The sequence below is a fragment of the Thioclava sp. L04-15 genome (assembly GCF_002020275.1).
GTDB lineage: Bacteria > Pseudomonadota > Alphaproteobacteria > Rhodobacterales > Rhodobacteraceae > Thioclava > Thioclava marina.
Map to the genome: position 1 here is coordinate 1,108,260 of NZ_MPZW01000001.1, position 20,360 is coordinate 1,128,619.

At 63.6% G+C, this 20,360-nt stretch carries 21 protein-coding genes; 17 read left to right on the top strand and 4 right to left on the bottom strand.

Translation table 11 applies throughout. The features are described 5' to 3' along the window. Window positions 1-72: 72 nt before the first annotated feature. From BMI90_RS05510 to BMI90_RS05585, 17 genes are all read left to right on the top strand, one after another. The gene (locus tag BMI90_RS05510; RefSeq protein ID WP_078526785.1) at window positions 73-708 is read left to right on the top strand and encodes a ribonuclease HII; all 636 of its coding nucleotides are present in this window, start codon (window positions 73-75) and stop codon (window positions 706-708) included. A 103-nt stretch (window positions 709-811) separates the two neighbouring features. Then, complete coding sequence (locus tag BMI90_RS05515) at window positions 812-1,915, top strand: site-specific DNA-methyltransferase (protein WP_078526787.1); 1,104 nt, start codon at window positions 812-814, stop codon at window positions 1,913-1,915. 415 nt (window positions 1,916-2,330) lie between these two features. Next, window positions 2,331-2,816: a hypothetical protein gene (locus tag BMI90_RS18935; RefSeq protein WP_246831486.1), complete on the top strand. Its 486-nt coding sequence runs from the start codon at window positions 2,331-2,333 to the stop codon at window positions 2,814-2,816. A gap of 21 nt (window positions 2,817-2,837) precedes the next feature. After that, window positions 2,838-3,533, top strand: coding sequence for a cytochrome P450 (locus BMI90_RS18940; RefSeq protein WP_246831487.1), 696 nt, complete (start codon window positions 2,838-2,840; stop codon window positions 3,531-3,533). 43 nt (window positions 3,534-3,576) lie between these two features. Then, window positions 3,577-3,762, top strand: a complete 186-nt coding sequence (locus tag BMI90_RS05525; RefSeq protein ID WP_078526789.1) for a ferredoxin — start codon at window positions 3,577-3,579, stop codon at window positions 3,760-3,762. A gap of 6 nt (window positions 3,763-3,768) precedes the next feature. Next, window positions 3,769-4,986: an FAD-dependent oxidoreductase gene (locus BMI90_RS05530; protein WP_078526791.1), complete on the top strand. Its 1,218-nt coding sequence runs from the start codon at window positions 3,769-3,771 to the stop codon at window positions 4,984-4,986. Between the two features lie 8 nt (window positions 4,987-4,994). Further along, window positions 4,995-6,311, top strand: a complete 1,317-nt coding sequence (locus tag BMI90_RS05535) for a glutamine synthetase (protein ID WP_168172720.1) — start codon at window positions 4,995-4,997, stop codon at window positions 6,309-6,311. A gap of 29 nt (window positions 6,312-6,340) precedes the next feature. Then, the gene (locus BMI90_RS05540) at window positions 6,341-7,819 is read left to right on the top strand and encodes a glutamine synthetase family protein (RefSeq protein ID WP_078526795.1); all 1,479 of its coding nucleotides are present in this window, start codon (window positions 6,341-6,343) and stop codon (window positions 7,817-7,819) included. Between the two features lie 30 nt (window positions 7,820-7,849). After that, a complete protein-coding gene (locus BMI90_RS05545) occupies window positions 7,850-9,043 on the top strand; it encodes a PAS domain-containing protein (RefSeq protein ID WP_078527254.1) in 1,194 nt (397 codons plus the stop codon). Between the two features lie 14 nt (window positions 9,044-9,057). After that, on the top strand, window positions 9,058-10,446 hold the full coding sequence (locus tag BMI90_RS05550; protein ID WP_168172721.1) for a sigma 54-interacting transcriptional regulator: 1,389 nt from the start codon (window positions 9,058-9,060) through the stop codon (window positions 10,444-10,446). A 33-nt stretch (window positions 10,447-10,479) separates the two neighbouring features. Continuing rightward, a complete protein-coding gene (locus BMI90_RS05555) occupies window positions 10,480-11,526 on the top strand; it encodes an ABC transporter substrate-binding protein (RefSeq protein ID WP_078526799.1) in 1,047 nt (348 codons plus the stop codon). Between the two features lie 107 nt (window positions 11,527-11,633). Further along, complete coding sequence (locus BMI90_RS05560; protein WP_078526801.1) at window positions 11,634-12,731, top strand: ABC transporter ATP-binding protein; 1,098 nt, start codon at window positions 11,634-11,636, stop codon at window positions 12,729-12,731. Further along, window positions 12,728-13,594: an ABC transporter permease gene (locus BMI90_RS05565; RefSeq protein WP_078526803.1), complete on the top strand. Its 867-nt coding sequence runs from the start codon at window positions 12,728-12,730 to the stop codon at window positions 13,592-13,594. Before BMI90_RS05560 ends, BMI90_RS05565 begins: the two co-directional genes overlap by 4 nt. A gap of 2 nt (window positions 13,595-13,596) precedes the next feature. After that, complete coding sequence (locus tag BMI90_RS05570) at window positions 13,597-14,403, top strand: ABC transporter permease (protein WP_038073648.1); 807 nt, start codon at window positions 13,597-13,599, stop codon at window positions 14,401-14,403. A 19-nt stretch (window positions 14,404-14,422) separates the two neighbouring features. After that, on the top strand, window positions 14,423-15,919 hold the full coding sequence (locus BMI90_RS05575) for an aldehyde dehydrogenase (protein ID WP_078526805.1): 1,497 nt from the start codon (window positions 14,423-14,425) through the stop codon (window positions 15,917-15,919). 52 nt (window positions 15,920-15,971) lie between these two features. Beyond that, on the top strand, window positions 15,972-16,694 hold the full coding sequence (locus BMI90_RS05580) for a type 1 glutamine amidotransferase (RefSeq protein WP_168172722.1): 723 nt from the start codon (window positions 15,972-15,974) through the stop codon (window positions 16,692-16,694). Then, window positions 16,691-17,941 carry a hypothetical protein gene (locus BMI90_RS05585; protein WP_078526809.1) on the top strand — a complete coding sequence of 417 codons (1,251 nt, stop codon included), beginning with the start codon at window positions 16,691-16,693 and terminating at the stop codon, window positions 17,939-17,941. The genes BMI90_RS05580 and BMI90_RS05585 overlap by 4 nt, the downstream gene beginning before the upstream one ends. Before the next feature lie 111 nt (window positions 17,942-18,052). On the opposite strand, the gene BMI90_RS05590 is transcribed toward BMI90_RS05585, so the two are convergent. From BMI90_RS05590 to BMI90_RS05605, 4 genes are read right to left on the bottom strand one after another with little or no spacing between them, the layout of a single operon-like run. After that, a complete protein-coding gene (locus BMI90_RS05590) occupies window positions 18,053-18,496 on the bottom strand; it encodes a MarR family transcriptional regulator (protein WP_078526811.1) in 444 nt (147 codons plus the stop codon). After that, window positions 18,493-19,323, bottom strand: a complete 831-nt coding sequence (locus tag BMI90_RS05595; protein WP_078526813.1) for a carbon-nitrogen hydrolase family protein — start codon at window positions 19,321-19,323, stop codon at window positions 18,493-18,495. Before BMI90_RS05595 ends, BMI90_RS05590 begins: the two co-directional genes overlap by 4 nt. 4 nt (window positions 19,324-19,327) lie before the next feature. Next, window positions 19,328-19,585, bottom strand: coding sequence for a glutaredoxin 3 (gene grxC, locus BMI90_RS05600; protein WP_078526815.1), 258 nt, complete (start codon window positions 19,583-19,585; stop codon window positions 19,328-19,330). A gap of 35 nt (window positions 19,586-19,620) precedes the next feature. After that, window positions 19,621-20,352: a ComF family protein gene (locus tag BMI90_RS05605; protein WP_078526817.1), complete on the bottom strand. Its 732-nt coding sequence runs from the start codon at window positions 20,350-20,352 to the stop codon at window positions 19,621-19,623. Window positions 20,353-20,360: the final 8 nt, after the last annotated feature.

Here is a 20,360-nt window from a genome sequence, read left to right on the forward strand (position 1 = left end):
GCCGCAAAAGCGACGGTTCCAGCCGCATAAATCACGGTTGATCGGCGCGGGGATCCGGTGCATCCGGGAGCAATGGTACAAAACCCCGATTTCTCTTTCGAAGAGGCCGCCCTTGCCCGTGGGCTGACCCGCATCGCTGGCGTGGATGAGGTCGGTCGCGGCCCGCTTTGCGGCCCGGTCACCGCTGCGGCGGTCATTCTCGATCCCGCATGCATCCCCGAAGGGCTCAACGATTCGAAGAAGCTCAGCGCAAAGCGCCGTGCGGAGCTCGCTGCGCAGATCATGCAGAGCGCCGACTATTGCGTCGCCCATGCCAGCGTCGAGGAGATCGACGAGATCAACATCTATCACGCCGCACATCTCGCGATGTGCCGGGCGGTCGCGGGGCTCGCGCAAAAGCCCGATCACGTGCTGGTCGACGGCAACCGCGTGCCGCGCGATCTGGGCCTTTCGGCCGAGCCGATCGTGAAGGGCGATGCGCGCTCTTTGTCGATCGCGGCGGCTTCGATCCTGGCCAAAGAGGCGCGAGATTTGCTCATGGTGGATTTGGCGCAACAGTATCCCGGCTATGGCTGGGAACGGAATGCGGGCTACCCCACGAAGGACCATTTGCAGGCCCTTCTAGATCTAGGGGTCACCCCCGTTCATAGACGAAGCTTCAAGCCCGTCCACAATATCTTGTGCCAAGCAAAAAGTGTAACCCCTTGATTCAAAAAAGAAATTGACGGCGAATCGCCTTTGACTCATCTTTGACGCCATAGATCGGCACAAGCCGGCATCCCCCGAGGCGGGCAGTTAAGAGGCAAAAAAGATGGCAAAGACGAAGTCCCCGGCGGCGCAGCAGGCGCTGCCCCTGAACCAAATTCTTGCAGGCGATTGCATCGAGATGATGAACTCGCTCCCCGAGAACAGCATTGACCTGATCTTTGCCGATCCGCCTTACAATCTTCAGCTACGCGGCGACCTGCACCGCCCCGACAATTCCAAAGTCGACGCTGTCGACGACGCCTGGGATCAGTTCGGTTCCTTCTCGCATTACGATGGGTTCACCCGGGACTGGCTCACCGCCGCCCGCCGCATCCTGAAGCCCAATGGGGCGATCTGGGTGATCGGTTCCTATCACAACGTCTTCCGCATGGGGGCCGAGCTTCAGAATCAGGGCTTCTGGATCCTCAACGATGTGGTCTGGCGCAAATCGAACCCGATGCCGAACTTCCGTGGCAAGCGCCTGACCAATGCGCATGAGACGCTGATCTGGGCGTCCAAATCGGAAGGCGCGAAATACACCTTCAATTACGAGGCGCTGAAATCGCTCAACGAGGGCGTCCAGATGCGCTCCGACTGGGTGATCCCGATCTGCAATGGCGGCGAGCGCCTGAAGGATTCGAATGGCGACAAGGCGCATCCGACGCAAAAGCCCGAGGCGCTCCTGCACCGCATCCTCGTCGGCACCACCAATCCCGGCGACGTGATCCTCGACCCGTTCTTCGGCACCGGTACGACCGGCGCCGTCGCGAAGATGCTCGGCCGCGATTTCATCGGCATCGAGCGCGAGGCCGCCTATCGCGAGGTTGCCCTCAAGCGCCTTGCCCGGGTTCGCAAGTTCGACAAGGAAGCGCTGGAAGTTTCCACCTCGAAACGCGCCGAGCCGCGTGTGCCTTTCGGTCAACTCGTCGAACGCGGCATGCTGCGCCCGGGCGAGGAGCTCTATTCGCTCAACGGCCGCCACAAGGCCAAGGTGCGCGCCGACGGCACGCTGATTGGCGACGATGTAAAAGGCTCGATCCATCAGGTCGGCGCCCATCTCGAAGGCGCGCCCTCCTGCAACGGCTGGACTTACTGGACCTTCAAGCGCGACGGCAAGCAGGTCCCGATCGACCTGCTGCGCCAGCAGATCCGCGCCGAGATGAACTGAGGCCAGCCCTCCACGACATTCAAAAGTTACCGCCGGTGTCCGAGGGCCGTCCTGGGACACAGCCTTGCCCCGCCGTGTCTAACGGCGGGGTCTTTTCGCGTTTGGCGAAGTTCATTGAGCATCCTTTTGAGCGCCCATTTTGACGGGCTTTCGTGCCCGGGAGAGCGAAGGATTTCCCCGGGCTCGAACGTCTGAACAGGCGATGCGAGGCGGGTGCTGCATTTCCTCAACATTGATGCGCCTGTGCAGCGATGAAGGGAATCCGATGGAATTTGTAATATGCAAAGCTGAGAAAGCTTGGTCGAAAATATAAAATAACAATATTTATCAATTAATTACAGATTGACGGAGAAAACTGGAACGTAACTTGCATGAAATCTCGGTGAAACGCGAGTTTGACCGGGAGTTTCTCCAAATGACGCAAGACAGCCTCGTCGCCGACAATCTGCCCTATCTCGATATCTCGGATCCCGGGTTCTCGATCCGCTCTTCCGAAGTGATGAATGCACGCGAGGCGTCCTGGTGCGCGCGCACGAATTATGGCCTCGCGGTGCTGCGATATGACGATGTGCAAAAGCTTCTTCGTCATCCCAAGCTCCGTCAGGGCTCCTATCGCTGGCCGGCGCTGAACGATGTCACAGGCGAATTCGCGCGCTGGTGGGAAAGCATGCTGCTCAGCCAGGAGGGCGACAACCATGCGCGCCTGCGGCGAATGGCGAACCCGGCTTTCTCGCCGAAGCTCATTACGACGCTCGCGCCGAAATTCACCGAGCTTGCGACGATGCTGATCGACGAGTTCGCGCCGAAGGGCGAATGCGACTTCATCGCCGAATTCACCGAACCCTACGCGACCGGCGTGATCTGCGAGCTTCTGGGCCTGCCCTTCGAACGCTGGCGATAACTGGCTGATATCGCTGCGGAAATGGGTCTCGCTCTCGGCGTCACCTTCAAGAAGGACCTGCCGACGATCGAGGCGGCAACGAAGCGGCTCTTCGACTATGTCGAGGAGCTGGTCGAGGCCCGCCGCGCCGCGCCGAAAGACGATTTCGTCGGCATGCTGATCAAGGCCAACGAGGACAAGAGCCAGCTCTCCGATCAGGAACTGCTCGACATGATCGTTCTGGCGATCTTCGGCGGCATCGACACCACGCGCAACCAGCTCGGCCTCGCGATGGCGACCTTCATCGAGCACCCCGAGCAATGGGCGCTTCTGGCCGAACAGCCCGAGCTGGGCCGCGCCGCGGTCGAGGAGGTGATGCGCGTGCGTCCCACCGTGACTTGGGTCACCCGCGAGGCGGTCGAGGACTTTACCTATAATGACACGCCGATCGAGAAGGGCACGACGCTGCACCTCTTCTCGCAATCGGCGACCTCCGATCCGCGCGTGTTCGACGATGCGAGCTTCGACATCACGGCCGAGCGCAAGCCGCATTTCGGTTTCGGCGGCGGGGCGCATCACTGCCTTGGCCACTTCATTGCCCGCGGCGACATGACCGAGGCGCTCAAGCTGCTTTCGCAACGCCTGAAGAACCCGCGCTTCAACGGTGAGGTCGAGTGGCTTCCCGACAGCGGCAATACCGGCGCGATCCGGATGCCGATCGCTTTCGACCCGGCTTGAGCCACGCAAATCCAGCCGAAAAATTGCAAGAGGGACCAGTAAGATGAAAGTTCACGTCAACATGGATATCTGCCTGCTGCACGGGCAATGCGTGATCGCCGCGCCGGAGATCTTCTCCTTCGACGAGAGTGGCGATCTCCATTGGGTCGAGGTGATCGACGACTCGCAAGTTGCCGATGCCGAAGCCGCTTCCGATGCCTGCCCCGAGCAGGCCATCATCCTCGGCTGATCGGTCATGGCAGGGCCCCGGATCACCGTCGTCGGCGCCTCGCTCGCGGGGCTGCGCACGGCCGAAGCGCTGAAGGCGGCGCTTCCGCAGGCGCAGCTCACGCTGATCGGCGACGAGCCGCATGCGCCCTACAACCGACCGCCCCTGTCGAAGGACGTGATGGAGAGCTTCGCAGGGGGCGATGCGGATGAAACCGAGGCTTTCGGCAAGCTCCTGCTGCGTTCGAAGCTGACACCGGAAGACGTGTCGATACGTCTCGGCGTGGCCGCGACGGGTTTCGAGAATGCCGGTGTGCGTCTTGCCGATGGTTCTCTCGTCCGCTCGGACTGGGTGATCGCGGCGACCGGCATCCGGCCGCGCCGGTTGCCACTTCCCGGAAACGAAGACATCCGCCATGTCCTGCGGGGCTTCGACGACGCCCGCGCGCTCGCGCCGATGCTACAACCGGGCGCGCGTATAGCGGTAATCGGGGCGGGGTTCATCGGCTGCGAGATCGCCGCGACCGCGCGCAAGCTGGGCCTGCATGTCACGATCGTCGAGCCGGGGCCGCAACCGATGATGCGCGCGCTTGGCCCGCGTGTCGCGGCTGCGATGGCCGCCTTGCACCGGCGCCATGGGGTGACGCTGCTTACCGGGCGCATGGTCGAAGCGTTCCAGCCGGGCCGTGTGATCCTCGACAACGGGAAGGAAATCGAGGCCGATGTGATCGTCGAAGCGCTCGGATCGCTGCCCAACACGGAATGGCTTGCCGGGAGCGGCGCGGATCTCAGCGATGGCGTTCTGGTCGATGACACGATGCGGGCGGTCGGCGCGCCGAATCTGCTCGCGGTCGGTGATATCGCGCGCTTTGCCAATCCGCTGTTCGATGATGTCCCGCGCCGGGTCGAGCATTGGTGCATCCCCGGCTTCACCGCCAGACGCGCCGCGCAAACCATCGCCGCGATTGAGGCGGGCGATACGCCCGAGCCCGGATTTTCGCCGCTGCCGAGCTTCTGGTCGGATCAATACGGCATGCGCGTTCAGGCATTTGGCGCCCCGGCGCTGGCCGAGACGCAAACCGTTGTCGAAGGCGACCTGAGCCAGATCGGCGAGGCGCCCGTGATCGTCGAATACGCCCGCGACGGCGCGCTTACCGGCGTGATCGGCCTTGGCGCTCCGCCCGCACTGATTGCCAAACACCGCGCCCGCCTGACGGCCGCGCTCACCCCGAAAGAAACCGCATGAGCCCCCAGATGAACGACCTCCTCGAAGCTGCCCTCGCCAAGTTCGACGCCGAGATCGTGCATGTCGGCCAGTTCGATTACGCCTCGGTCCTGCGCGAACGCCGGTTGCGCAAGGCGCAATTTCTCGACTGGGCCGGGGATGCGCGCTTCGCCAATGTGCTGGCCTATTGGGACAGCGGCGACAACCTTTTCGGCGGCAGTTCCTATTTCACCGAGACGGTCGAGATCGACCCTACCTCGATGCGTTCGAACCCCTCCGAGCCGGATGCGGTCACGGTGATCGCGGAACTGTCGGGCGAGGCGAAGGAACTGATGCCGCGTCAGGTGCTGCGCCGCCAGCTTGAGCGCGCCGAGGCGATGGGGTTCAAGGTCGATGCCGCGTTCGAATTCGAGCTTATCGTGCTTGAGGAAGACGCGACCACCGCGCGCGAGAAAGGCTTCGCGGGGCTCGCGAAATTCGCCCCCGACAACAAGTGCTGGTCGGGCGCCACCGCGAATACCCATGCCGAGTTCATCGCCGGGATGGAGGCCGAAATCCTTGGCCATGACGTCTCGCTCTATTCGCTGAGCGTCGAGCTGGGGCCGGGCTGTCTCGAGGCCACGACCGCCGCGACCGAGGGGCTGCGCGCCGCCGACGACGCGAGCTTCCTGCGTTTGGCCGCGCGCGCCTACGCCCGCAAGCAGGGCAAGACGGCAAGCTTCATGCCCTATATGGGCGCGGACTATCCCGGTATCGGTGGTCATTGCTCTATGAGCCTGCGCGACGCGAAAACCGGCACGAACGTCTTCGCTTCGCCAGATGGCAAGACCAATGATCTGGCGAAGAAATTCATCGCCGGGATGATGGCGGTCGTGCCCGAGGCCTTCGCCATGTGCACCTCGAGCGTGAATGCCTACCGCCGCCTCGCGCCGGGAAGCTGGGCTCCGAAGTCGCTCACCTGGGCGGAATATCCCTTCACCGTCGCGGTGCGCTCGGTGCCGCATACCGGCGCGCGCGCGCGGCTCGAATTCCGGGTGCCGCCCGCCGATTGCAATCCCTATCTGACGATGGCGCTGATGCTGGGCGCGGGGCTCGACGGGATCGAGCGCGACCTGCCCGCGCCCGAGCCGAGCGCCGCCGCGCATCCCGATTTCGTCCCGGTAGGCGCAAGCCGTTTCCCGCGCGATCTCGCCGAGGCCGCGGAGCGGATCGCCGCAAGCGACGATGCCGCCCGGATCTTCGGCGCCGCTTTCACCGAGAACTTCGCGGCCGCCTGCCGCGCCGAATACGCCAGCCTCGCCAAGGCAGTCAGCGCCGAAGAACGCGCCCGCTACCTCGAAGGCTGAGACACAAGAAAACCAATAGGGAGCCAAGAATGACTACCGATACCGATTATCACCGCGAAGTCGATGCACCCGGCCGGGCCGAACTGGTCGAACGGGTGCGCAAGAAGATCGACGCGCTCGGGGTCGATTACATCTACTATCAATACATCTCGATCACCGGCCGGGTGATGGGCAAGGCCGCTCCGGCACGCCATTGGGAGACGCAGGCGCGCAAGGGTGTTCAGACCTGGATGGGCGGCGTCACCAACGTGCTGCCGGATTTCAAGGGCAACCTGATCGGCTTTGACTCCAACGCGATGGAATGCATCGCGCTGCCCGACCCTGACACGTTCGTCCAGCTCCCCTGGGACAAGCGCGTCGCGCGCGTGTTCTGCACGCTGTTCTACAGCCTAGAGGATCCGAATTTCCCCGGCCAGTATTACGAATACGACACCCGCGGGAACCTCAAGCGTTTCGACCGCGAGTTCCGCGAGGCCCATAACGGGTTGCATCTGCGCGTGGGCCTCGAGCCCGAGATGCTCTGGCTCAAGCCCGAGGCCGGCGAGGTGCGCCCCTATTCCGGCGTGACCGAGCCGCTCGCCTATCACATCGGCCAGTTCGAGAGCGCCCGCGATATCTGGATGCAGGTCTCCGACTACGCCCGTGCGATGGGTCTCGACATGATCCAGGGCGATTGCGAAGACGCGCCCGGCCAGATCGAACTCAACTACCAGTTCGACGACGCGCTGCCGACCTGCGACCGGATGACGACCTATCGCCAGATCTGCGCCGAGGTCGCGCGCCAGCGTGGGCTGATCGCTTGTTTCATGGCGAAACCCTTCATGGGTTACGCGGCCAATGGCTGTCACCACAACTGTTCGATCTGGACCGGCGGCGAACGCGAGGTGCAGGACATCGTGCCGGGCGAATTGCCGGGCATGGAAGAGAACTGGATGTATTCCAAGGGCGGCGTGAACGAGTTCGAGAACACCGAAGGCGGCTGGCTGCCGACGGAGCTCGGGCATCATGTTCTGGGTGGCTCGCTCAAGCATATCAACGCGCTGACCTGTATCGGTGCGTCGACCGTGAACTCCTATCGCCGGTTCAACGACTACGGTCTCTGGGCGCCGATCGGGGCGAATTGGGGCCTGCAGAACCGCTCCTGCACGGTGCGCATCTCCTCGCCCGACCGGTTCGAGTTCCGCGCGGTGGACAGCATGGTCAACCCGCACCTGTTCTGCGGCGCGCTGCTGAAGGCGATGGACGATGGCATCCGCAACAAGATCGACCCGGGCGCGCCCGAGTCGCGCAACGTGACCGAGGTCTGGCAGTCGGGAGGGGAGGTGAACCTCATTCCGCTCAATCTTCGGGATGCGCTCGACGCGCTCAAGGAAGACGAGGTCATTCGTTCGGCACTTCCGGGCCGGCTCTACGAAGTCTTCGACGAATACAAACAGGATGAGTGGACACGCTTCCTGCGTGAGGTCACCAATTGGGATGTGGAGCAATACCTGCATTGCGTGCCGTAACCCGTTGACCCCCGGATAGGAGCCCAGAGCATGACAGATCCAACCAGATCAGAGACCGAGATGATCGACGTTCTCAGCCGGGACGGACGGATCGTGTCTGCATGCGCTTCGCAAGAAACCGTGCTCGGCTTCTCGCCGGGCGCGGTCGAGGACGCGCCATGGTCGGCGGTCTATCCGCTCGACTCCCGCAAACGGCTTGAAGAGGTCTTCACCGAGACCACCGCCGGGCCGCATGTCATCGCGCTTGAGATGCGCACGCAGCAGGGCGCGCGGCTCGGCGTCACCGCGATCGTGACGCGCTTCACCGACCCCGAGCACGGGCTTTGCCTGCGCTCGGTGAAATGGCCCGCGGGCGGGGCGCTCGGAGAGGTTGCGAACCTCGCCGAGGAAAAGGAAATCCTCGAGTCGATCCTCGCGGCCTCCGACGATGCGGGATGGTGCATGGAATGGGCGGAGCCCGTGGACCTCTCGGCCCCCGAACAGGAGATCATCCGTCAGGTCTTCGAGAACGGCCCGCATTGGCGGTTCTGCAACGATGCGATGGCGCGGCTCTATCGCACGCCCGAAGGCAAGGACTTCAACGCGCTCCCCGTGCACGAGACTTTCCCGCGCTCGCCCGAGAACGAGGATTTCGTGCGCCGCCTGATCCGCGCGAGCTTCGATGTCAATGCCTCGCCCTCGCGCGATCTGCGTTATGACGGCGTCTATATCGAGGTCGAGAACGACGTGCGCGGGCACATCCGGGGCAACTTCCTGCACCGCATGTGGGGCACGGTGCGCGATGTCTCGAAACATGCCCGCCGCGCGGCGGTTCTGCGTGACGAGATCGACACGTTGGAGGCGATCCTCGATGCGCTGCCTGACGCGGTTCTGGTCGTCGATCGCGACGCCCGCATCCTGCGCATCAATACCAGCGCCGAGGAATTGCTCGACCTCAATCCCGACCTTCTTCCCGCGAGAAGTCTCGATGACCTGATCGAGCTTCCCGTGCCGCTCGCGGAAATCTTCGCCGATGCGGGCCATCATCTGCCCGGTCATCCGAGCGGGATTTACCCGACCCTTCTGCGCAATCCCGATCGCCCGATCCGCGCCGAACTCTCTGCGCGTTGCGTGGCCTTGCGGGAGACGGAATGCCTTGTTCTGAGCCTGCGCGCGCGGCTCGGGCCGATCTCGCAGGACGGCGAACTCGCCAAAGTGACCCCGTTCAGGGCGCGGGGACGGTGATGGAGGGGAAGCCGATGAAGCAAAGCTCCGCGACACCGCCCCGCCCGCTCGATCAGGCGCTCGACGCGCTGGCCGACGGGCTCATCGTTCTCAACCCCGATCATTCGATTGCCTTCGCGAACCGTCAGGCCGCCGCATTATGCGGTTTCAGCGCCGCAGAGATGACCGGGATCGAGTTCGCCAAATTCAACGACCTTTCCGCGCTGAACTGGACTCTGCTGGGAGAGATGCTTGAAGCAGGCCGAACCGGTAATCTCATCTTGCGCGGCGAAGCGACCGGAGCGGTCTTCGTCACCTTGCGGCGAATTTCGACGACCGGCGCCAGTGAGGGCCACGTCATCACGCTGCGCGATCTGGCGGTGTTCGACCATGCCCGCAGACAGGCGACAGGCGCGCGCTCCGCCCCGACATTCACCAGCGCGACCGAACGCCGGATGCGACCCGATTTCGCCCGGCAGAGGGCGATCTCGCCCTGGCTCGACCGGATGATCTCGCGCGGGGAACGCGCGCTCTTGCAGGGCGCGCGGGTCATCATCACCGGGGAATCCGGCGTCGGGAAAACGGAAATCGCACGTCATCTGCACAATTTCGTCGCCAATGGCGTGGACCCGTTCATCGCGGTCAACTGCGCCGCGATCCCCGAGAGCCTCTTTGAATCCGAGCTGTTCGGCTATGAGAAGGGCGCGTTCACCGGGGCGTCGACCGAGGGCAAGAAGGGCCTGATCGAGGCAGCCGAGGGCGGTACGCTCTTTCTCGACGAGATCGGCGAGATCCCCTTGCCCCTGCAGGCCAAATTGCTGTCCTTCCTCGAAGAGGGCACGATCCTGCGGATCGGAGGAACCCGTCCGCGCCGCGTCAACGTGCGGGTGATCTCGGCCACCAATCGCGACCTTCTGGAAATGTCCGAGGATCGCCGTTTCCGCACCGATCTCTATTACCGGCTCGCGGTCGTGAACATGCCGATGAAGCCGCTGCGCGAAGTGCCGGAACTGCTCGATCACCTGATCGACCGCTTTCTCACCGCGATCAACCAGCGCCGTTCGGTCCCGCTTCAGCTCTCCGACGATCTGCGCGCACGGCTGCGGGCCTATCACTACCCGGGCAATATCCGCGAGCTGTGGAACCTGATGCAGCAGATCTCGGTGCTGGGCGATGACGAGGAAGAACTGCCGCGGCGTCTCATGGCGCTCGACCCTGCGCAGAGCGCGCGCCCCACCGGCAAACCCGCCACCTCGGAGGCCGTCGCCTTTTCCGAAGGCACCAGCCTGCGCGAGGCGGTGAGCGAACACGAATTGCGGATCATCGAAGACGCGATCCGTGTGCATGGCAGCAAACGCAAGGCTGCTGCCGCCCTTGGTGTCGATATCGGCACCATTTCCCGAAAGACCCGAAAAGAGCCGTAAACGGCCGAAAAAAACCAACAGTGGAGAGAAGACATGACTATCAAGAAGACGATGCTCGGCACGCTTGGCCTGCTCGCCCTCACCGCATCGCCGGTGCTGGCGGAAGGCACGATCAACGTGCTGACCTGGGAAGGCTATGCCGACCCCTCCTTCATCTCGAAATTCGAGGAGACCTCGGGCTGCCAGGTGAACGCCACCTATGTCGGCTCGAATGACGACTTCGCCCCGAAGCTGATGGCTGGCGGCGGCGTCTATGACCTGATCACCCCGTCGATCGACACGACCAAGCTGATGATCGACCTCGATTTCGTCGAGCCTCTCGATACGGCAAAGATCGAAGGCTGGAACGATATCTATCCGAAGTTCCTCGCCCTCGACGGGATCCAGAAGGACGGCGAATATTACGGGATGCCCTATAGCTGGGGCGCGATCGCCTTCATGTATCGCGACGATGCCTTCGACACGCCGCCAACCTCGATCGCGGATCTGTGGCGCGAGGATCTCAAGGGCAAGATCTCGCTCTGGGACGACAAGAGCGCGATCTATGTGGCGGCGCGCAAGAACGGTGACATGAACATCTATTCGCTCTCCGACGAGCAGATCGCGGCCGCGCAGAAGACGCTCGTCGAACAAAAGCCGCTGATCCGCAAATACTGGGCGACGGCGGGCGAACTGGTCGATCTCTACAAAGCGGGCGAGGTCGTGATCTCGAACACCTGGGCAGGCTATCAATCGAGCCTGCTGGCCGATGAAGGCGTGAAGGTCACCGAGTTCATCCCGAAAGAGGGGGCCGAAGGCTGGCTCGACAGCTGGATGGTGGTGAAGGGCACGCCGAACAAGGAATGCGCCTACAAGTTCCTCAACATGCAGCTCTCCGAACTCGGTCAGTGCGGCGTGGCCAATGTCAACGGCTACTCCGCGGCGAACGCCTCGGCGGCCAAGAGCTGCATGACGCCCGAGCAGTTCGCGGCGCTCCATCAGGATGACCCCGCCTATCTCGACAGCCTGCTGATCTGGACGCCGCTGGGCGATCGGTTCGAGGCCTATACCAATGCCTGGAACGCTGTGAAGGCCCAATAACACCGCGAAAGCTCGGCGACCCCGGAAGCGGGGTCGCCTCAGGGATCAGGGAAACAGGCGACCGGGGAGGGGGCGCCCGTTTCCGGACTAGCAGGGAACAAGGCGACATGGCCGCAATCATCGAGTTGGAGAATATCTCCAAACATTACAGTCCAACCATCATCGGCGTGGATAACGTGTCTCTCACCGTGGAGGACGGCGAATTCGTCACGCTTCTGGGGCCCTCGGGCTGTGGCAAATCCACCCTCCTGCGCATGATCGGCGGGTTCGAGGAACCGACGGCCGGAGCGATCCGGCTCGCCGACAAGGACGTGACCTTTGACCCGCCCTACAAGCGCGAGGTCAACATGGTCTTTCAGGATTACGCGCTCTTTCCGCATATGACGATCGGCGAGAACGTGGCTTACGGTCTCAAGACCTTCAAGCTCGACAAGGATACGGTGCGCACGCGCGTGAAGGATGCGCTGATGCTGGTGGGTCTCTATGACAAGCTCAACCAGCGCCCGCAGCAGCTCTCGGGCGGGCAGCGCCAGCGGATCGCGCTTGCCCGCGCCATCGTGCGCCGTCCGAAGGTCCTGTTGCTCGACGAACCGCTCTCGGCCCTCGATGCGAAATTGCGCGAGCAGATGCAGATCGAACTCAAGCACCTGCACGAAAAGGTCGGCATCACCTTCATCATGGTGACCCATGACCAGACCGAAGCGCTGGTTATGTCGGACCGCGTGGTCGTGATGGAGAAGGGCAGGATCGCCCAGGAAGGCCGCCCGCAGGATCTCTACGATCATCCGGCGAGCCCCTATGTCGCGAATTTCATCGGAACGACGAGCTTTCTTCCCGGCAAGGTCAGCGCGCTCTCGGGCGGGGTCGCGACGATCGCGGCGGGCGGCACGCAGATCACCGCCCATCCCGATGTCACGCTGAGCGAAGGCGCGACCGTCACCGTTGGCGTGCGCCCCGAGAAGGTGAAACTCCTCGCAGAGGGCGAGACCGCCGATAACGTTTTCGAGGGCACCATCGCCGAGGTTATCTATTACGGGCTGGGCCTGCGGATTTCGGTGACGCTCGCCGATGGCAGCAAGATCGACGCCGACACCTTGCTGCCCGATAAGCTCTCGCATTCGACCTTGCCGCAAACCGGCGCGCCGGTTCGCCTGGGCGTGGCCGCTCATAACGTCTTCGTCTTCGAAGGGACGGTGACGCCATGAGCTTCCTGCGCCGCAACCTTCCAGGCATGCTGGTGATGGGTATCCCGCTCATGTGGATCGCACTGTTCATGCTGCTGCCCTACGGGATCATCGTCACCTATTCCTTCTGGCTGAAGAAATACCCGACCTTCATCCCGGCCTTCCAGTTCGGGAACTACATCACGATCTTCACCGACCCCCAATATGTGCGGGTCTTCCTGCGCACGCTGAAGATCTCGGTGCTGGTCTCGGCCGCCTCCTTCCTGCTGGCCTATCCCTTCGCCTATTACCTCGTCTTCCGCTGCCGTTCGGTGGCGCTGCGGACCTGGCTTTACATGGCGGTAATCGCGCCCCTGTGGGTGAGCTACCTGCTGCGGGCCTATATCTGGAAGACGATCCTAGGCACCGAGGGCGTTCTGAACTCCTTCCTGATGTCGCTCGGGATCATCGACGAGCCGTCGAGCCTGTTTCTCTACAACCAGTTCGCGATGGTGGTGACGCTCACCTATATCTTCATCCCCTTCATGGTGATGCCGATCTACACCGCGCTCGAGAAGATCCCGACCAACCTGACGGAGGCCTCGGCCGATCTCGGGATGGGGCCGTGGCGCAGTTTCTGGACGGTCACGCTGCCCTTGTCGCTGCCCGGTGTCGCGGCGGGGTTCACGCTGACCTTCTGTCTCTCCTTCGGAGACTTCATCGCGCCCTTCCTCGTGGGTGGGCCTGACGGCAACCTCATCGCCAACGTGATCGCCACGCAGTTCGGCGCGGCACTGAACTGGCCGCTGGGCTCGGCGCTGGCGATCGTGATGCTCGTCGTCGTTCTCACCATCGTCTCCCTCTCCGACCGGATGGAGTGCAAAGGCATGACGGGAGGCGTCTGACCATGGCACAGAAAACACCCGGCCTCCTGTCGCGTTTTGGTGCCGACACGGCCTTCATGAGTTTCGTCGCAATCCTGATGGCGTTTCTCTACATCCCGATCTGGGTCCTGATCGCGTTTTCCTTCAACGACTCGCGCTCGCTTACCTGGCCGCTCTCGGGGTTCACGCTCGACTGGTATCGCAAGCTGTGGAGCAATTCCGACCTGATCGCGGCGATCGGCAACAGCTTCTATGTCGCGACGCTGGCGACGGTCGTGACCCTCGCGGTGGGCGTACCGGCGGCGATGGTGCTGCACAAGTTCGACTTCCCCGGCAAATCCGTGTTCCGCAGGCTGATCCTGCTGCCGATCACGCTGCCGGGGATCGTCACCGGTATCTCGATGCTCAACATGTTCAAGCTGATGGGCTTTCCGCTGAGCCTCGAGACGGTGATCCTGGGCCATGCGACCGCGCTTCTGGGTGTGGTGGTCACGCAGGTCTATGCGCGGCTGCAACGCCTGCCGCCGTCGCTCGAGGAAGCGGCCTTCGATCTGGGCGCCTCGCCCTGGCGCAGCTTCATCGACATCACCTTGCCGAATATCCGCTCGGCGATCATCGGGGCGGGGCTGTTGAGCTTCGTTCTCAGCTTCGACGAGATCCCGGTGACCTTCTTCCTGACCGGGCGCGACAACACGCTGCCGATGTATATCTACTCGACGATGCGCCGCGGCGTGACGCCGGAAATCAACGCGGTGGGCACGATCATCGTGCTTCTGTCGCTCATTCTCATCGTGGTCGCGGTCATCGCGACGCGCGAGCGCAAAAAATAACGACATGGAGGGAACGCCAATGACCATGACTCTGAAGGACTGGCAGGCTCGCGCCGCCGCACTCGCGCCCGAAACGCGGATGTTCATCGACGGCAAGTTCGTCGATGCGGCGTCGGGCGCCAAATTCGAAACCATCAACCCGGCCAATGGGCAGGTTGTGGCCGCTGTCGCGCGCGGCAGTGCCGAGGATGTGGACCGCGCAGTCGCAGCCGCGAAGAAGGCGTTCAAATCGGGCGTCTGGTCGCGGATGGAGCCCACCGCGCGGATGGCGGTGATGAGCCGTTTCGCCGATCTGATCGAGGAACATGCCGAGGATTTCGCGCTGCTCGATACGCTCGACATGGGCAAGCCGATCTCGGACATGTTCAACATCGACATTCCCGGCTCGCTGATGACGATCCGCTTCTTCGCCGAGGTGATCGACAAGATGGAGGGCGTGGTGACCAACACCAATGCCGACGCGCTCCATTACATCCTGCGCCAGCCGCTGGGGGTCTGCGGGCTCGTCGTGCCGTGGAACTACCCGCTGATGATGGCCGCATGGAAGATCGCGCCCGCGCTGAGCGTCGGCAACTCCATCGTGCTGAAACCGGCCGAGCAATCGCCGCTCTCGGCACTGCTTCTGGCGAAACTGTTCTCCGAGGCGGGCGGGCCCGATGGCGTCTTCAACGTCGTCACCGGCTTTGGCGAGGATACCGGCAAGCCGCTGGCGCTCCACATGGACGTGGACAAGATCGGCTTCACCGGTTCGGGCGAGGTCGGCAAGCTGATGATGATCTATGCGGGCCAGTCGAACATGAAGCGGGTCAGCACCGAATGCGGTGGCAAGTCGCCCCAGATCGTGCTGGCCGATTGCGAGGATCTGGCGAAGGCCGCCGCGACCGGCGTCGCGGGGATCTACGGCAATCAGGGCGAGGTCTGCTCGGCCGGCTCGCGCATCCTCGTCGAGCGCGCGGTCTATGAAGAATATATCGCGCTTTTCACCGAGGCAGCAAAAGACATGCACATTCCCGGCGATCCGCTCGATCCCGCCACCACGATGGGGCCGCTGGTCACGCCCGAACAGCAATCGCGCGTGCTGGGCTATATCGAGGCGGGCCGCAAGGAAGGGGCCAAGCTCGCCTTCGGCGGCAATGTCCCGGCCAATTTCAACGCGGGCTGCTTCGTCGAGCCGACGCTGTTCACCGATGTGTCGAACAAGATGAAGATCGCGCAGGAGGAAATCTTCGGCCCGGTCGCCTCGATCATCCCGGTGGACAATCTCGACCATGCGATCGAGACCGCGAACGACACGATCTACGGGCTGGCCGCCGCGATCTGGACCTCGAATGTGAAGAACGCGCATCGCTTCGCCCGCGATGTCGAGGCGGGGATCGTCTGGGTCAACGCCTATGAGGCGGGCGATGCCACGACGCCGTGGGGCGGGTTCAAGCAGTCGGGCAACGGGCGCGACAAGTGCCTCGAGGCGCTGACGCAATACACGCAGACCAAATCGGTCTGGATCGAGTTGAGCTGACCTTCCCGGCCGGGGCGCAATGTGTCCCGGCCGACCTATCCTCAGGACGACAATGAAACTTTGTATTCTCGAAGCCGATCGCCCCGCCGAGGCGTTCCGGCCCGCCCATGGCACCTATGCGGGGATGTTCGAGCGCTGGCTGGCACCGGCCTTGCCCGAGGCGACGTTCGACAACATTTTCGTCGCAGGGGGCGATGCGCTCCCCGAAAATCCCGATCTCTATGACGCCTATCTCGTGACCGGGTCGCGCGCGGGCGTCTATGAAGACCATGACTGGATCGCCCCGCTCGAGGCCTTCCTGCGCGAGTTGCGCGCGCGCAATCGCCCGGTGGCGGGGGTCTGTTTCGGTCATCAGGTGATGGCGCAGGCCTTCGGCGGGACGGTCGAGAAATCCGCGGCAGGCTGGATGCTCGGGCGGCAGGAGCACATGCTTTCGCCGGAAGGCGCAGAGGTCTTCGGTCCCGATCCGCTCACCGCCCTGTCCTTCCACCAAGATCAGATCACCGCGCTGCCTCCGGGCGCGGCGCGGCTTTTGTCGAACGATCCGTCGCCCAATGGCGGGCTGGTCTATACCGGCTTTCCCGCAATGTCGGTACAGTTCCACCCCGAATTCCAGCCCGGCTACATCCACGATCTTCTGATCGCCTATCGGGGCGAGCGCGTGCCCCTCGACCGGGCCGAGACCGCGTTGGCCTCGCTTGACGGGGCGCTCGACAACGACAGAGTGGCAAGAGCCTTCGCCGAGTTCTTCCGCCGCAACGTTAAGAAGACATGAAACTCACCCAGAAAGTCACCCAACGCCTCGATACCGGGTTAAAGCTTACCCAGGACCTGCATCGGGCGATCGGCTTTCTGGAGCTTTCCAATCTCGAACTGGCGCAGACCCTGCGCGAGGCCGCCTCCGATAATCCCTGGTTGAGGGTGCGCATGCCCCCGGCAATGGAGGACGGCGTGGCCGACATCGCCGCGCCCGGGCTGTCGTTGCGCGCGCATGTGCTGGCCCAGATCGACCGTCTTGTGCCGCGCACGTCAGATCGTTCCGTGGTGCTGGCCCTGCTCGATGCGATGGGACCGAACGGCTTTCTCGAGATGCCGGTCGAGACGATCGCCGCCACGTTGCGGGTTACGCCCGCGCGCGTCGAAACCGTTCTTGCCGCGCTTCAGGCAATCGAGCCCCGTGGCCTCTTTGCCCGCTCGCTTGGCGAATGTCTCGCCCTGCAGCTTGCCGAAGAGGAAGAGATTTCACCACAGATGCGCCGGATGCTCGACGCGCTTCCGGTTCTTGCCGATCGAGGGCCCGCCGCGCTCGCGGAGGCGGCGGGCCTCGGAGCCGACGAATTGGCTCCACTTCTGGCCCGGCTGCGCGATCTGAACCCGCGGCCTGCGGCCGGTTTCTCGACGGACACGGCACGCACGCGCATTGCCGATCTTCTCTTCGAAAGAGAGGGCGACAGCTGGATTGCCCGACTTAATCCCGAGAGCCTTCCGCGCCTGGAGATCAATGACTTCAAACAGGGCGCGAGCTCTGCAATGTCGTTCTCGCGGGAGAAAAGCGCGGCGCTTCGGCTCGTCAGCGCCCTTAAGACGCGCAATGAAAACCTGCTGGCGCTTGGTCGCCTTTTGGCCGGTGAGCAGGCGCAGTTTCTTTCTCACGGCCCGGTTGGTCAGCGGGTTTTCACGCGCCGGGAAGCTGCGCGCCGACTTGGTCTTCACGAAAGCACGGTGGGGCGGCTCGCGAGTTCTTCTTCCGCCGCGACGCCCGCGATGGGGGTTCTGCCATTGCGAGAGTTTTTCTCGCGCGCGCTTCGCCGACAAGCGGAAGCCTCTCCGGTGCAGGGCAGCCTGGCCATCAAGGCACGGATCGAGCAGATGATCGCCGGAGAGGACCCGGTACGCCCGCTCAATGATGGCGAATTGAGCGATGCACTTCGCGCGGAGGGGATCAGCATCTCGCGGCGCGTCGTCGCAAAGCTGCGTTCCAGCGCAGGCATCCCGAATCGCGCGGTTCGAAGAAGTCGATAGTCTTCAGGTGACGGTGTCGCGGTTTCCCGGATCGTGATGTCACGCCCGGTACGGTTCGGGCGTTCGCTTGCTCAGCGCTGCCGTGTCTCCCGGTGGCGGGTACTATTGCGCTCAGTTTTCTTCCAGCCGGGCACGCAATTCGCGCAGGACAGGCAGGGTGGCGCGGACTTTGTCGGGGCCCAGGTCACGCACGATGCCACCGATGATCGGCATGAGCGAGGCCAGCGCCGCATCGCGGGCACGTCGGCCCGAGGGTGAGAGAGAGACCCACTTGCGCCGCGCATCGTCCCAGTCGGGGCGGATATGCACATGACCGGCCCATTCGAGCTTTGCCAGAGTGTTGGTCATCGCGCCGCGCGTGACATGAAGGGCCTCGGCCAATTGGGCAGGGGTGCGCTCCTCGTTGATATGAGCGAGCAGGTTCAGCACCGAGAAATGCGAGATTTCCATCCCCTTGGGCAGGGCGCGGCTGACGACGTTGCGCGCGAGCTGATCGGCCATGAAGACCTCGGCAAAGAGCGTCGCGGCGAGCGGATCTGTTTCTGCGCTACTCATGGCCCGTCGAAGCTCCGGTCATGAAAGAGCGAACGCATGCGAGAACGCACCGCATCGACTTGCCCGAGATCAAGATCGACCAGCGTCACGCCGGGTTCGGTGCCGCCATCTGCAAGAACTTCGCCCCAAGGGCCCACCGCCATCGAATGACCCCATGTCCGGCGGGGCTTGTCGCCGTGGGTGGCGTGGCTGCCGCATTGCGCAGGCGCCAGCACGAAGCAGGTGTTCTCGATTGCGCGGGCGCGCACCAGCACTTCCCAATGGGCTTTGCCGGTCGTGTCGTTGAAGGCGGCGGGGATCGTGAGGATCTGCGCGCCGGCCTGCGCCAGCGTGCGGTAGAGATGCGGGAAGCGCAGATCGTAGCAGACCGACATGCCGATCTCGGCGTATTTCGTGGCGGCCAGAACCGCTTCGCGTCCGGGGCGGTAGCCTTCGGATTCGCGATAACGCTCGGTCTCGGACACGTCCACGTCGAACATGTGGATCTTGTCGTAGCGGGCTTTCACATCGCCCTTGCGCCCGATCAGGAAGGACCGATTGGCGAAGCGGCCGTCGTCATCCTCGGTCTTCAGGCAGAGCGAGCCGATCAGAATATAGACGCCATGGGCCTCTGCCTCGGCGCGGATCGCGGCGAGGGTCGGGTCGTGGTATTCATGCTCGAGAACACCGCGCTGATAGGCGCGATCGGACGAGATCAGATTCGTGCATTCGGGTGTCGCGATCAGATCGGCACCGGCTGCGGCGGCCTCGCGGATGAAATCGAGCGTCACCGGCAGGTTCTTTGCCGGATCGTCGGTCACCGAAAGCTGAACGAGCGCCGCCTTCATCCCCTCACCCTGCCAGCATCGCGTCGAGCTTGCCCGCATGTTCGAGGGCGTGCAGCTCGTCACAGCCGCCAATGCTTTCGCCACCGATGAAGATCTGCGGCACCGTGCGGCGGCCATTGGCGCGCTGCATCATCTCGGCACGCAGCTGCGGCTGGGCCCCGACGTCGGTTTCCTCATAGGCGACGCCCTTCTTGTCGAGAAGGCGCTTGGCCATGATGCAGAAGGGGCAGGTGCGGGTGACGTAGATTTCGACGCGTTTCATTCTCTATTCCCTGTGGTCTGCGAGACTATAGGGATTTAGGGCGCCTTCGCAACGCGCGCCAGTGTCACAATGCACACCCGGGTTGCGCCGACCTCCAGCGCCGCTTCGGTAGCGGCCGACAGCGTGGCCCCCGAGGTCATCACGTCATCGACGATCAACAGTGCGCGTCCCGAGAGGTTTCCGGCGCGGCGCGGATTGATCCGGATCGCCTCGCTGAGATTGGCGTGACGGTCTTCGCGGCTCTTGCCCTTCTGGCTGGCAGTCGGCCGGGTGCGCAGAAAGAGATCGGCGCAATGATCCTGACCGGTGCGCCTGGCGAGCGCGCGAGAGAGTTCCGCCGCCTGATTGAACCGTCGCTTGAGGAGCCGCAGCCGGTGCAGCGGGATCGGGGCGATCATCATCTCGGGTTGCAGGAGCGGGTCCGCCGCGCGGGCCATCCAGCCCACAAGCGGGGGGACGAGATCGAGCCGGTCGCCATGTTTGAGCGCGAGCACCAGATTGCGCCCGGTGCCCGAATAAAGCATCGCCGTGCGGCCCTGTGCCCATGCACGCGGATGGGCGATGCAATCGTCGCACAGGACATGCTCCTCCTCTGCGGCTTCACCGGGCAGCGGCGTGCCACAGGCGTCGCAAACCGTGCCGCGGGCGAATTCGGTCTCGGCCCAGCAGGTGCCGCAAAGGCCGAACTCGGAGCCGACCGCCTCACCGCAGGCGATGCAGCTCGGCGGGAAGAGGGCGCGTAATCCGACGCGCGCTGCCGCTAGCATCCGTCCCC